Here is a 12,882-nt window from a genome sequence, read left to right as displayed (position 1 = left end):
GGGACAGGTTGGAAACGATCGTCACGGGTAGCGGGGGTGGGTCACATTCCCCCCGATGGAGGCATTCATGGGCTGGAGCTTCAGGAAGTCCATCAAAATAGGCCCGTTCCGACTCAACCTCTCACGCGGCGGCGTCGGCCACAGCTGGGGCAACCGGGCCTTCCGCGTGACGAAGACCGCCGACGGGCGCCGGACGCTGTCGGTGAACCTCCCCGGCGGCTTCCACTGGCGCAAGACCATGGGGAGCAGCTCTCACCGCTGATCAGGGAACTCTTCCGTGGTGCCCTTCGTTTTCAGGGCACCACGGACTTTTCCCCAAGGAGGATCGATGGGCTGGCACTACCGCAAGTCGATCAAGCTGGGACCGTTCAGGATCCACCTTTCTCGCCACGGGGTCGGCCACAGCTTCGGCAACCGCAGGTTCCACGTCAGCACCACCCCCGACGGCCGCCGCCACCTCACGCTCAGGCTCCCCGGCGGCTTCCACCTCAGCAAGTCGCTGGGCGGGCGCGGACACCGCCACTACCGCTACTAACCGGCCGCCAGGGGCTACAGGGGCGCCAGGCGGGAGAGGAAGGCGCGGACGAGGGCGACGATCTGGTCCAGGTCGGTCTCCAGCGCCCAGTGCCCGCCCTCCAGCAGATGCAGCTCGGCGTCGGGCAGGTCGCGCAGGTAGGCACGGGCGGCGCCTTCGGGCATGTAGCCGTCCTGCGGACCCCAGACGATCAGCGTGGGCGGGCGATGCTCCCTCAGGTAGGCCCGCAGCGGCTTGTACTTGGGCCCGAGCTCGTCCTCGTAGATGTCACCGTTCTGGATGAGGTGTAGGCGAAGTCCGCGGGCGTCGCGCTGTAGCCGAAGTCTGGATAGTCGGGCGCGACCAGGCGCCAGCGGTCGGCCAGCGCGGGCATGAGGTTTCTGAACTGGAACGAGGACGACGGGTAGCCGTGCGGGAGGAGCACGACAGGGGCGTCCTGCGGGCCGGCCTCCCGGTAGAAGGTCCGCACCCCGTCAACGTCGATGCTTCACACGGACACAGCTTCCCGTGACGGGGCGATGTAACGGCGGCCTGCCGAAGTCGCGCTGGAGCGGCGTGCTGGACGGGCGGCCACCGGTGACCCCGGTGGCCTTGACCCGTGCGTGCCGTACCGCCGGGGACCCCCCGCGCGCGCCGTACCGCCGGGCCCGGATGTGTCGTACCACCGGGCTCGGGGGTGCCGTAATGCCGGGTGGGTCAGTTGTGGCAGGCGGCGAGTACGCGCTCGGCCGCCTCGGCGAGCGGGATCTCCTCCTTGGTCCCGGTCGCGCGGTCGCGCAGCTCGACGACCCCCTGGCTGAGGCCGCGGCCGATCACCAGGATGGTGGGCAGGCCCAGCAGCTCGGCGTCCTTGAACTTCACGCCGGGCGACACCGAGGGACGGTCGTCGACGAGGACGCGCAGGCCGCGCGACTCGAGCTCCTCGGCGAGCTGGACGGCCACCTCGACCTGGTTCTCCTTGCCCGTGCCGACGATGTGGACGTCGGCGGGGGCGACCTCGCGCGGCCAGACAAGGCCGAGCGAGTCGAACTTCTGCTCGGCGATCACGGCCACGGCGCGCGAGACGCCGATGCCGTAGGAACCCATGGTGATCCTGATCGGCTTGCCGTCGGGGCCGAGGGCGTCGAGGCCCGCGGCGTCGGCGTACTTGCGGCCGAGCTGGAAGATGTGCCCGATCTCGATGCCGCGGTCGATGGACAGGCCGTTGCCGCAGCGGGGGCACGCGTCGCCCGCGCGGACCTCGGCGGCCTCGATGGTGCCGTCGGGGAAGAAGTCGCGTCCTGCGACGACGTTGGCGGCGTGCTTGCCGGGCTCGTTGGCGCCGGTCACCCATGCCGTGCCGGTGACCACGCGCGGGTCGACGAGGTAGCGGATGCCGAGGTCCTTGAGCACCTGCGGGCCGATGTAGCCGCGCACCAGGCCGGGGTGCTTGGCGAAGTCGCCGGCCTCGAAGATGGCGGGCTCGCCGGGGGCGAGGGAGGCCTCCAGGCGCTTGAAGTCGACTTCGCGGTCGCCGGGCACGCCGATGATCAGCGTCTCGACCTTGTCGGAGCCGGGCGTGGTGACCTTGACGACGACGTTCTTGAGGGTGTCGGCGGCGGTGATGTCGAGGCCGTGCTCGGCGTTGACCAGGGACACGAGCGACTCGATGGTCGGGGTGTCGGGGGTGTCGAGCACCTGGAGCGCGGGCAGCCCTTCGAGCGGCGTGGCGGCGGGCGCGGGGGTGACCACGGCCTCGGCGTTGGCCGCGTAGCCGCAGTGGTGGCAGTTGACGAAGGCGTCCTCGCCGGTGGGCGTGGGCGCCAGGAACTCCTCCGACGCAGAGCCGCCCATGGCGCCCGAGGTGGCGAAGCAGATCTTGTAGTCGAGGCCGAGGCGGTCGAAGGTGCGGATGTAGGTCTCGCGGTGCTGCTCGTAGGAGCGCTTGAGGCCGTCGTCGTCGAGGTCGAAGGAGTAGGAGTCCTTCATGAGGAACTCGCGGCCGCGCAGGATGCCCGCCCTGGGCCTGGCCTCGTCGCGGTACTTCGTCTGGATCTGGTAGAGCGTGACGGGGTAGTCCTTGTAGGAGGAGAACTCGCCCTTCACCATGTCGGTGAACAGCTCCTCGTGGGTGGGGCCGAGCAGGTAGTCGCCGCCCTTGCGGTCCTTGAGGCGGAAGATGTTGTCGCCGTACTCGGTCCAGCGGCCCGTGGTCTCGTAGAACTCGCGGGGCAGCAGCGCGGGGAAGAGCACCTCCTGGCCGCCCATGCGGTTCATCTCCTCGCGGACGACGCGGGCGACGTTCTCCAGGACGATCTTGCCGAGCGGGAGCCAGGAGTAGATGCCGGGGGCCACGCGGCGGACGTATCCGGCGCGGACGAGGAGCTTGTGGCTCGGGACTTCCGCGTCTGCCGGGTCGTCCCGCAGGGTGCGAAGCAACAACGACGACATGCGCAGCAACACGGCTACTCCTAGTTAGGGCCCGGAGGTGAAGACCTACAGGCTACCGACTTTCGTCCGTCACAGGGCGAGGAGCGCGACCGCGATCATTCCCGAGACCACGCAGGCGACCGCGGCGGCGCGTGCCCTGCCTGCCATCGTGCGCCGCAGCGCGATGACGCCGGCCACCGCGACGGCGCCGACGACGACGGCGGGGACGGGCCAGAAGCTGATCTCCCAGTCGATCCCGCCAGGAGTGGCGCGGTCGACGACGTCGCCGATCAGGAGTCCCGAGATGAGGCCCGCGGCCAGGTCGCCCCACGTGTCGCGTCTGCGGGTGAGGTAGGCGAGCAGGCCGAGCACCACGAACTGGACGACCAGCAGGTTGACGCCGTTGGCGGTGCCGCCGATGGCGTCGAAGCGCAGGTCGCCCCCTAGCGCGCTGCCTCCCATGGCGGCCACCAGCGAGGAGGCCGAGGCCAGGAAGGTGGTCAGCAGCGCCCAGCCGAACCCTGTCGCCGTCGCGCCGACGACGATGGACAGCGCGAGGTAGGCGTAGGGATCGTAGATGCCCAAGTCGAAGCCGGACGCGAACACGCCGACGGCGCCGACCGCCAGTCCTCCGATGAAGGCCGCCAGCACGTGGCGCTGGATGCCCCGCTGTCGCCGGTCGTATTCGGCGAAATCAGCGTATTCAATAGCAATCTTCTCCATAGCTCGCTAATCAGACTATGCGGACATACAGGAAAAGTAAATTTCGGTCAACCGGCGGTCACGCTGGCATATCAAGCAATCGCTTGGTTAATATCACCGGTGTGAGCCTTTCCGAGCTGCGGACCGTCGTCAGATCGTTTCTCGCCGCCCATCCGAATGCGCCATGGGGGCGTTTCGCGGGCGAACTCGGAATCGCGGGACTCACCGTTCCCGAGGCGTACGGCGGTGCGGGATTCGGCATGCGGGAACTGGCCGTCGTGGCGGAGGAAATCGGCAGATCACTGTCGCCCCACCCGTTTCTCCAGACCGCCGTGATGGCCGCGACCGCGACCGACGACCCAGGCCTGCTCCGGGCGATCGCCGAAGGGACGCGCACGGCCACCGTCGTGCTGCCGTCCGACCACTCGTGCGTCCTGAACGGCGACCGGCTGACCGGCGCGGCCCCCTACGTGCTGGACGCCGAGACCGTGCTCGTCTACGCCGGAGGACGGCTGGTCGAGGCCGAGCCCTCGGCGCGGGCGCCGTACGAGACCATGGACGCCAGCCGCCCGCTGACCGCGCTGTCCTTCGACCACGTCCAGGTACGGCAGGCGGGCGACGGCGCGGCATGGGAGCGGGTCCGCGACCTGGCGGTCATCGCACTGGCCGCCGAGCAGGCGGGCGGCGCGGCCAGGTGCCTGGAGGAGGCCACCGCCTACGCCAAGCTGCGCCACCAGTTCGGCCGCCCCATCGGCTCCTTCCAGGCGATCAAGCACAGGCTGGCCGACCTGCTGCTCGTGGTGGAGTCGGCGCGCTCGGCGGTGTGGGCGGCGGCGCAGGAGCCGACGAGGGAGAACGCGGCGATCGCCGGCTCCTACTGCTCGGAGGCCTACCTGAAGGCGGCCGGCGAGAGCATCCAGATCCACGGCGGCATCGGCATCACGTGGGAGCACGACGCCCACCGCTACTTCAAGCGCGCCACCTCGGACGCGCAGCTGTTGGGCCCGCCCCGCTCGCACAGGGCGCGGCTGGAGCTCCGCTAGCCGCCGAGCAGTTCCTCCCACGGCCGCCTGGCGTTGGTGCTGCGGGTGGTGTCGAGCGCCTCGGCCAGCCGCCAGAAGCCCGGCCGCGCGTCGGCTCTGGACCTGCCGAGCGGGTCGACTGCCTGCAGCTCGAACCGCACGCCCATCACGTCGAGCACGGCGGAGGTGGACGTGCCTGGGCCCACCACCGTGACCAGGCTCCCGTCGAAGCCGGGATCGCGCACCTGCGCGGCCAGGAGCGTGACCACCTCGGAGGCGTAGGGCCCGTCACGCCACGAGATGTGCCAGCTGTGGTCGGCGCCGCGCCACCAGGTGAGGTCGCGGCACGACTCGATGAACTCGGCCTCGCTCGCCAGCGCGGCCATCACCCTGCCGAACGCCTCGAACCTGCGGGCGCTGGCCAGCGCGGGCTCCTCACGAGCCTCTCCGGCGCGACGCAATCTCATGTCTGGGAGCGTGTCATCTTTCGACCGCCTCAGCCCCTGCTTTCGCCGCTTCTCCGCGCTCACGGACACTCACTCTGATCTCCCCGCGCCCTTCCCGCAAGTCCCGATCGACTGCTACGCTCAACCAAGCGAGCGCTTGGTTCTCTATCGGGAGGCGTGCATGCGGATCAGCCTGGGATACGAGCTTGAGGTCCGCGGGCGGACCCGCGAGGTCGAAAGGCAGGCGTTCCAGAACGTGATCGACCAGGTCGTCCTCGGCGACCGCCTGGGGTTCGACACCGCGTGGTTCGTCGAGCACCACTTCACCCGCGGCTTCTCCCACTCCTCCGCGCCCGACCTGGTCCTCGCCGCGATCTCCCAGCTCACCACCCGCATCCACCTCGGGCTCGGCGTGGTGCTGCTGCCGTTCCAGTCGCCCATCAGGACGGCCGAGCGCGTGGCCACCCTCGACGTGCTGAGCGGCGGCAGGGTGGAGTTCGGCACCGGACGCGGCGCCTCGCCGCTGGAGTACCAGGCGTTCCAGCGGCCGTTCGAGAAGTCGCGGCAGATCTGGGAGGACAGCCTGGAGGCGACGCTGGACATCTGGCGGGCCGACGGCGAGCCGATCAGCAGGTCGAACGAGTTCTTCGAGATCCCCGACGTGGCGGTCTACCCGCGTCCCGCCCAGGTGCCGCACCCGCCCGTGTGGGTGGCCTCCACCTCGCTGGAGGGATACCTGGCCGCGGCCAGGCACGGCTACAACCTGCTCGGGATGACCATGCTCAAGGGCATCGACGACGTGGCCGCCGACATCGCCCGCTACAAGGAGTGCCTGGCCGACAACGGCTTCGACCCCGCCACCCGGCGGATCGCGCTGATGATCCCCTGGTACGTCGGCGACGCGCGCGACGAGGCCGCCGACGCGGTCCTGTGGTACATCCGCCGCCAGGTCAACCTGGTCACCCCGCCCGACTACTACGACGCCCGCCACGCCACGCACCGCGTGCTCGGCCAGCTCGCGGCGGGGATGCCCCCGGAGGAGGCCATGGCGACGCTGCGCGAGCACCTGATGGTCGTGGTCGACGACGTGGAGGGCTCGCGCAAGGCCGTGGCCCGCATCGCTGAGGCGGGCGCGACCGACCTGATCCTGCAGTGCCAGGTGGGCGGCCTCCGCCACGACCTGGTCTGCGACTCCATGAACGACTTCATGACCGAGGTGATGCCGTGACCCGGTGGCTGACGCGCGACGATCTGGCGGCGGCGAGCGCCACAGGGCTGCTCCACCTCGCGCCTGACGCGTCCTTCGCCTTCCCGCTGCGTCCCGAGCTGACGGCGCAGGCACTGAGGACCGCGGGCGTGGGCGAGCGCGACAGGGTGGCGGTGGCGCTGGCTGAGCCCGCTGGAGGCCTGTGGGCCGCGGCGGCCGCAGGGGTGGCCGAGGCCGCCGCCTCGGTCGGGCCGCGCGGCAGGATGCGGCTGCACCGCGCGCTCCAGGCGCTCGGGGCCACGACGCTGGTGGCCACTCCCACGGGCGCGATGGACTTCCTGGCCAGGCTGCACCTGGAGTTCCTGCTGGACCCGCTCGACCTCGGGCTCAGGACCATCGTCCTGACGGGCGAGATCGCCACCAAGCGGACGCTCGGCCATCTCGCCGCCGAGTTCGACGCCAGGGTGACCGAAGTCTGCTCCAGCCCCTTGTCCGGCGGCGCGCTCGCCTGGCGCGCGGCGGAGGACGAGCCGCTGACCCCGCTGGCGGACGGCGCGCTGGGGTTCGGCGCCCTGGCCAAGGACTCCATGGCCGACGGCGGGCTCGCCGAGCTGGTCGTCACGCACGGCGACGCCACCGTGCGCACCGGTTACGTGACGGCCGACGGCAGGCCCGCGCACACCGTCGGCGATCACGTGCTGGTCCGCGGGGTGTGGGTCTCGCTGCCGAGGATCGAGAAGGCGCTGTCGAAGATCGACGGGGTGTCGGGCTGGGAGCTGGCCGTCAGCAGGCAGGGCACGCTCGACGCCGCCACGCTCACCGTGTCGTTCGGCAGGGAGAGCCTGGTCAAGAACCCGATGTGGCGCTCACGCATCCAGCAGGCCCTCGCGGCGCTGACCTCGATCTCGATCGCCGTGGAGGTCTCCCCCGAGGTGGCGGAGAGCTCCTCGCCCGGGGTCGTCACCGACCACCGAGGTCACCACCTCGGCAGGGACCGCGCTCTCGTTTAGGAGCACGCCATGCAGTGGGAAACGATCCCCCGGATGCTGCGCGACCAGGCGGGGCGCCACCCCGAGGCCCCCGTCACCCTCGAGTTCGGCATGGCGGCCCTGCGCGAGCGCGCCCAGGTGGTGGCGCGCGCGCTCATCGCCCATGGCGTGCGCCATGGAGACAGGGTGGCGATCTGGGGGCCGAACGACCTGACGTGGGTGGTCAACGCCTTCGGTGTGTGGGACGCGGGCGCGGTGCTCGTGCCGATCTCCGCCCGCGCCAAGCGGCTGGAGGCCGCCGAGCTGGCCCGCAAGACGGGGACGTCGCTGCTGATCAGCGAGGAGCGTCTGCCCTCCGTCCGCCCCTTCGAGGGGGTAGGGCACGCGCCGGCGAGCGTGGAGGAGGCGGAGGCAAGGGCGCTGGCCGTACGGGGGGATGATCTGTGCGAGATCATGTCCACGTCGGGCACGACGGGGACGCCCAAGGGCGTCATGCTGGACCACGCGCAGATCCTGCGCGGCTACTGGGACTGGTCGGAGATCGTCACGTTGCGCGAGGGCGACAGGTACCCGGTGATCGCGCCCTTCGCCCACGGCTTCGGGCTCAACGCGGGGCTGCTGGCGTGCGTGCTGCGCAGGGCGACGATGATGCCGGTCGCGACGTTCAGCCCCGACGCCCTGATGACGCTCGTCGAGTCGGGCAGGATCACCATCCTGGCGGGGCCGCCCACGCTGTTCGCCCGGCTCCTTGACGAGCTGGACAGGCGGCCGCGCGACGTGTCGTCGCTGAGGGTGGCCATCTGCGGCGCGGCGACCGTGCCCGCCTCGCTCGTCACGCGGCTGATCGAGCGCGTCGGCCTCGAGCGCATGATCAACGCCTACGGCCTCATGGAGGGCACCGTCGTCTCGATGACCAGGCACGACGACCCGGTCGACGTGATCGCGGGCTCGGCCGGCCGGCCCGTGCCCGGCATCGAGGTGAAGATCGTCGACGCGATGGGCAAGGAGGTGCCGCAGGGCGAGCGCGGCGAGATCCTGCAGCGGGGCTACGGCGTGATGCGCGGCTACTGGGACGAACCCGACATGACGGCCGAGGTGATCGACGCCGACGGATGGCTGCACACGGGAGACATCGGCGTGCTCGACCCGGTGGGCAACCTGACGATCGTGGACAGGAGGAAGGAGCTCTACATCGTGAACGGCTTCAATGTCTCGCCGGCGGAGGTCGAGTCGCTCCTGCTCAGGGAGGGGTCGCTGGCGCAGGCGGCGGTGATCGGCGTGCCGGACGACAGGTCGGGCGAGGCCGGCTGGGCCTACGTGGTTCCGAGGGCGGGCGCCGACGTGAGCGAGGAGGGGTTACGCGCGTGGGCGAAGGCCAACATGGCCGACTACAAGGTGCCCCGCCGGGTCTTCGTCCTCGACGAGCTGCCGGTGAACGCCAACGGCAAGCTGGACAAGATCGCCCTGCGTGAGGCGGCGCGACGCGGGTAAGTAATCAGGTGCGCCTTTTCGTCAGGAGCCGCCATGCTGCGCCTGCTGGCCGGGGAGGCCGCACGCAGGTTCGGGGGGCGCGTCGCGGTCGACTCCGGTACCTCCCGCCTGTCCTTCTCCGATCTTGACCGCCTCTCCGACCAGGTGGCCGCGGGCCTGGCCCATCGCGGTACGCGCATCGGCGACGTGGTCGCCCTCGTGCTGCCGGACGGCCCCGAGTTCGTCGTCTGCTACCTGGCCGCCGCCAAGATCGGCGCGGTCGCCGCGGGTGTCGACCCGCGCCACCCCCTGAGGGCGCGCCTGCTCGCCGGGCTCGACCCGATGATCGTGATCACCGTGCAGGGCCTGCTCCCCTCCCTGCCGGGACTCGACGTCGCGACGCTGCCCGGCGGCGGATTCGGCACGCTGGCCAGGAACGAGGCCCCGCCGCCACCGCTGCCGCCCGACCCGGGCCGGCCCGTCGTGATCACTCACACCTCCGGCAGGACGGGCCCGCCCAAGGCGGTGGTCTTCGGCGAGCGGCAGCTGGAGGCGATCAGGGCGCACGGCGCCGGTGTCAGATGGGGCAAGGGCGATTCGCGCGTGCTCTGGCACCCGATGGGCCACATGGCGTTCGCGACGCGGTTGCCGGTGTTCCTGCAGACCGGCAGGACCACCCACGTGCTGCCGCGCTGGGACCCCGAGGCGGCGCTGCGCCTGGTGTGCGAGAAGGAGCTGCGGGTGCTCCACGGCACGCCCGCCCAGCTGACCGCCATCCTGGAGGTGCGGGGCGCGCCGCCCGCGCTCGATCTGGTCCTGTCCAGCGGAGGGCCCGCGGCGCCCGAGTTGATCAGACGGCTGCGGGAGCGGTTCGGGGTGCCCGTGTGCAACCGCTACCTGTGCACGGAGGCGGGACTCGGCCTCGGCACCCGCCCTGGGGACCCGCCGCAGGACGCGGAGCTGACCGTCGGCAGGCCGCGCCCCGGCGTGGACCTGTCCGTCCGCGACCCCGCGGGCCGCCCGCTGCCCGTGGGCGCGAAGGGTGAGGTGCTGCTGCGGTCCCAGGCGGTCATGAGCGGGTATGTCGGAGACGGCGAGCCGAGGGTGTTCGCCAAGGACGGGTTCGTCAGGACAGGCGACACGGGATTCCTCGACGAGCTTGGCCGCCTGCACCTGGCGGGTACACAATCACGGACATAGCGTCGCCACCGAGGAGGCAGCGTGTCGTTGCGCGTGGCAGTCGTCGGATCGGGTCCCGCCGGCATCTACACGGCGGAGGCGTTGGTGAAGCAGTCGGCGGACAGCGTCGACGTGGACGTGCTCGAACGGCTGCCGACGCCGTACGGGCTCGTGCGCTACGGGGTCGCGCCCGACCACACCTCGATCAAGTCGATCGCCAACTACCTCAGGAAGGTCCTCGAGCTGCCGCGGATCCGGTTTCTGGGCGGGGTGACGCTCGGTTCCGAGGTCTCCGTCGAGGACCTGCTCTCCTGCTACGACGCGGTCGTCTACTGCACGGGCGCGATGGTCGACAGGAAGATGGGCATTCCCGGCGAGGAGCTGCTGGGCAGCGTCGCCGCGACGGACTTCGTCAACTGGTACTGCGGCCACCCCGACGTCTCGCCCGACAGGTTCGAGCTCGACAGCCCCGAGGTCGCCGTCATCGGCGTGGGCAACGTGGCCGTGGACGTGGTGCGCGTGCTGGCCAAGACGGCCGAGGACCTGAGCGCCACCGACGTGCCGGACGACGTGCTGGCCCGGCTGGCCGACAGCCAGGTCAAGGCCATCCACATGATCGGGCGGCGCGGCCCCGAGCACGCCAAGTTCACGCTGAAGGAGCTGCGCGAGCTGGGCGAGGTGGCCAACGCGGACGTGTGCGTGCGCCCCGACGAGGCGGTGGTGCTGGGCGGCGACTTCCCCCGCCAGATCAAGGGCAACATCGACGTGCTGCGTTCGTGGTCGGAGCGCCCTCCCGTGGGCCGCCCACGCAGGCTGGACGTGCGCTTCTGGCTGCGCCCCGTGGAGATCCTGGGCACCAGCCGGGTGGAGGGCCTGCGCCTGGAGCGGACCAGGCTGTCGGAGGACGGCAGGGTGGTGGGCACGGGCGAGTTCGAGACGCTGCCCGTGGGGATGGTGCTGCGCTCGGTCGGCTACCAGAGCGTGCCGCTGCCCGGCGTGCCGTTCTCCACCGAGACGATGACCGTGCCGAACGTCGCGGGCAGGGTCCGCGACCGCGAGTACGTGGCGGGCTGGCTCAAGCGCGGGCCGACCGGCGTGATCGGGACCAACAAGTCCGACGCCGCCGAGACCGTCCGCACGCTGCTGGCCGACGCTCCTTCGGGCGCCGCCGCCTCGATCGACGAACTGCTGGCCGCGCGCGGTGTCAGGCCCGTCACCTATGACGACTGGCTGGCCATCGAGGCGGCCGAGGCCGAGCTCGCGGGCACGCTCGGCAGGGGTGAGCGGGTCAAGCTGGTCGGGCTCGAGGCGATGTTCGCGGCCTGCGGCCGAATTGCGACATGAGCACTGTTCACCTTTAGTGGATCGGCGGGTCAGGGTCCACCATGCGCCGCTCACTCGCCTTCGTGACCCTCGCCGCCCTCCTCGCGGCGCCCCTGCCCGCCGTCGGCGCCCGTCCCGACACTGCCGTGACCGTGACCTTCAGCCCTCGATAGCGTGTGACGATGCGCATCACCGTCGACGGTTTCGAGGACGTCCACCGGACCCAGCAGGCCCGCTATCCCCTGCGTGAGCCCGGCTGGCAGCCCGTGCACACGATCTACGTTCCCGCCGACCTGTTCTCCGCCTCGACGCCCTCCTCGTGGGGAGGTCAGGCGCTCGACCTGATGAAGGCGCACCTGCCCGACGCCGCCGCCATGGCCGAGGTGTTCGAGATCCCCTCGGGCCTGGCGGCCGACGTTCACGCGCGCGTGGCCGCCAAGCTCGCCGCCGAGCCCGTCGAGGACCTGCGCGTCGACTTCGAGGACGGCTACGGCGTGCGGCCGGACGCCGAGGACGGCGACGCGGTCGCGGCCGCCTCCGCGCTGGCCCGCCTGCACGCCGAGGGCGGCCTGCCCCGCAGGTGGGGGCTCAGGATCAAGTCGTTCGCCGACGGCGACCCCGGCCGTTCGGTCCGCACACTGGAGCTGTTCCTCACCGAGCTGGTCGCGCGGGCCGGCGCGCTGCCGCCCGGCTTCACCCTCACCTTCCCCAAGGTGCTGATGGAGGAGTACCTGGGACAGTTCGCGAAGGTGCTGGCCGCGCTGGAGAGCAGGCTCGGCCTGCCGTCGCCGGTGCGGTTCGAGATCCAGGTGGAGGCGCCGCAGACCGTCATGTTCCTGCGCTCGGACCTGGCCGAGTCGCTCGGCGGACGGCTGGCGGCGGCCCACTTCGGCGTCTTCGACTACACCGCCGCGCTCGGCCTGCCGCCACACGAGCAGCGCCTGGACCATCCCGCCTGCGACCACGCCCGCCACGTCATGCAGACCGCGTTCGCGGGGACGGGCGTCGAGCTGTCGGACGGGTCGCTGGCCGCCTCACCCGCCTCCGCTTCGACGGCGGACGTGCACGCGCTGTGGCACAGGCACGCCGCCCTGGTCAGGCACTCGCTGTCGCACGGCTTCTACCAGGGGTGGGACATGCACCCCTCGCACCTGGTGTCCCGCTTCGCCACCGTCTACGCCTTCCACCTGGCCCACTACGACGCGTATGCGGCCAGGGTGCGGGCCTGGGAGGAGCGGCGGGCGGCAGGCGGGGGTGTGATGGACGAGCCCGCCACGATCAAGACTCTCGTCGCCGCGCTGCACAGGGCCGACTCGGCGCTCGGCTGACCTCCCGTACGGCGTCGCGGCGGGGACCGGAGTCCCGCTGGAGCACGCGTGATGGACGGGCGGCCACCCGCGGCACCCGCGCCTGGCTGTACGGCCACCGCCTGCGGCTCGGCACGGTCGACTTCCTCCGCCGCCACCGCCATCAGCTGCGGACCCAGATTCGTGCCGAGCTGGGGCCTGTCGGCGCGCGCGTCAAGGATCTGGAGAGGGAGCTCACATCCGCGCGCCAGGCTTGGGAGGGTCTCCTGCTGCGCATCATGATGCTGGTAGAC

15 protein-coding genes are annotated in these 12,882 nt (G+C 71.2%); 9 read left to right on the top strand and 6 right to left on the bottom strand.

The window, feature by feature from the left end; genetic code table 11:
- The first annotated feature begins 55 nt into the window (after positions 1 to 55).
- Both AB0B45_RS08625 and AB0B45_RS08620 read left to right on the top strand, forming a co-directional pair.
- The gene (locus tag AB0B45_RS08625) at positions 56 to 262 is read left to right on the top strand and encodes a DUF4236 domain-containing protein (RefSeq protein WP_358127426.1); all 207 of its coding nucleotides are present in this window, start codon (positions 56 to 58) and stop codon (positions 260 to 262) included.
- 66 nt (positions 263 to 328) lie between these two features.
- Positions 329 to 535 (top strand): DUF4236 domain-containing protein, encoded by a 207-nt coding sequence (locus AB0B45_RS08620; protein WP_358127423.1) that lies wholly within the window; start codon positions 329 to 331, stop codon positions 533 to 535.
- A 14-nt stretch (positions 536 to 549) separates the two neighbouring features.
- On the opposite strand, the gene AB0B45_RS08615 is transcribed toward AB0B45_RS08620, so the two are convergent.
- The 4 genes from AB0B45_RS08615 to AB0B45_RS08600 all read right to left on the bottom strand — a co-directional run bounded on the left by AB0B45_RS08615 (position 550) and on the right by AB0B45_RS08600 (position 3,667).
- Entirely contained in the window at positions 550 to 765 is a 216-nt protein-coding gene (locus tag AB0B45_RS08615; protein WP_358127574.1) for an alpha/beta hydrolase, read from the bottom strand.
- The gene (locus AB0B45_RS08610; protein ID WP_358127420.1) at positions 750 to 1,004 is read right to left on the bottom strand and encodes an alpha/beta fold hydrolase; all 255 of its coding nucleotides are present in this window, start codon (positions 1,002 to 1,004) and stop codon (positions 750 to 752) included. Before AB0B45_RS08610 ends, AB0B45_RS08615 begins: the two co-directional genes overlap by 16 nt.
- 227 nt (positions 1,005 to 1,231) lie before the next feature.
- A complete protein-coding gene (locus AB0B45_RS08605; protein ID WP_358127417.1) occupies positions 1,232 to 2,977 on the bottom strand; it encodes a proline--tRNA ligase in 1,746 nt (581 codons plus the stop codon).
- 57 nt (positions 2,978 to 3,034) lie between these two features.
- Entirely contained in the window at positions 3,035 to 3,667 is a 633-nt protein-coding gene (locus AB0B45_RS08600) for a hypothetical protein (RefSeq protein ID WP_358127414.1), read from the bottom strand.
- A 101-nt stretch (positions 3,668 to 3,768) separates the two neighbouring features.
- Between AB0B45_RS08600 and AB0B45_RS08595 the strand changes: the two genes are divergently transcribed.
- A complete protein-coding gene (locus AB0B45_RS08595) occupies positions 3,769 to 4,689 on the top strand; it encodes an acyl-CoA dehydrogenase family protein (protein ID WP_358127411.1) in 921 nt (306 codons plus the stop codon).
- Here AB0B45_RS08595 and AB0B45_RS08590 read toward each other — a convergent pair.
- On the bottom strand, positions 4,686 to 5,135 hold the full coding sequence (locus AB0B45_RS08590; RefSeq protein ID WP_358127408.1) for a hypothetical protein: 450 nt from the start codon (positions 5,133 to 5,135) through the stop codon (positions 4,686 to 4,688). The two genes, AB0B45_RS08595 and AB0B45_RS08590, sit on opposite strands and share 4 nt — an antisense overlap.
- Before the next feature lie 160 nt (positions 5,136 to 5,295).
- Here AB0B45_RS08590 and AB0B45_RS08585 point away from each other — a divergent pair, with 160 nt between their 5' ends.
- Genes AB0B45_RS08585 through AB0B45_RS08565 form a run of 5 tightly spaced genes read left to right on the top strand, consistent with a single transcriptional unit; the run spans position 5,296 to position 11,303 of the window.
- Positions 5,296 to 6,342 (top strand): LLM class flavin-dependent oxidoreductase, encoded by a 1,047-nt coding sequence (locus AB0B45_RS08585; protein WP_358127405.1) that lies wholly within the window; start codon positions 5,296 to 5,298, stop codon positions 6,340 to 6,342.
- Complete coding sequence (locus AB0B45_RS08580; protein ID WP_358127402.1) at positions 6,339 to 7,331, top strand: hypothetical protein; 993 nt, start codon at positions 6,339 to 6,341, stop codon at positions 7,329 to 7,331. The genes AB0B45_RS08585 and AB0B45_RS08580 overlap by 4 nt, the downstream gene beginning before the upstream one ends.
- 9 nt (positions 7,332 to 7,340) lie before the next feature.
- Complete coding sequence (locus AB0B45_RS08575) at positions 7,341 to 8,801, top strand: AMP-binding protein (RefSeq protein WP_358127399.1); 1,461 nt, start codon at positions 7,341 to 7,343, stop codon at positions 8,799 to 8,801.
- 33 nt (positions 8,802 to 8,834) lie between these two features.
- Positions 8,835 to 9,980, top strand: coding sequence for a class I adenylate-forming enzyme family protein (locus AB0B45_RS08570; RefSeq protein WP_358127396.1), 1,146 nt, complete (start codon positions 8,835 to 8,837; stop codon positions 9,978 to 9,980).
- 21 nt (positions 9,981 to 10,001) lie between these two features.
- Positions 10,002 to 11,303, top strand: a complete 1,302-nt coding sequence (locus AB0B45_RS08565; RefSeq protein ID WP_358127393.1) for an FAD-dependent oxidoreductase — start codon at positions 10,002 to 10,004, stop codon at positions 11,301 to 11,303.
- 13 nt (positions 11,304 to 11,316) lie between these two features.
- Here AB0B45_RS08565 and AB0B45_RS08560 read toward each other — a convergent pair whose 3' ends face one another.
- On the bottom strand, positions 11,317 to 11,472 hold the full coding sequence (locus AB0B45_RS08560) for a hypothetical protein (RefSeq protein WP_358127390.1): 156 nt from the start codon (positions 11,470 to 11,472) through the stop codon (positions 11,317 to 11,319).
- Between AB0B45_RS08560 and AB0B45_RS08555 the strand changes: the two genes are divergently transcribed.
- Positions 11,465 to 12,610, top strand: a complete 1,146-nt coding sequence (locus tag AB0B45_RS08555) for an aldolase (protein WP_358127387.1) — start codon at positions 11,465 to 11,467, stop codon at positions 12,608 to 12,610. The two genes, AB0B45_RS08560 and AB0B45_RS08555, sit on opposite strands and share 8 nt — an antisense overlap.
- The last annotated feature ends 272 nt before the right edge of the window (positions 12,611 to 12,882 follow it).

The sequence above is a fragment of the Nonomuraea sp. NPDC049152 genome, from assembly GCF_040648355.1.
In the GTDB taxonomy this organism is placed as follows: domain Bacteria; phylum Actinomycetota; class Actinomycetes; order Streptosporangiales; family Streptosporangiaceae; genus Nonomuraea.
This window is presented reverse-complemented; position numbering and strand designations above follow the sequence as displayed.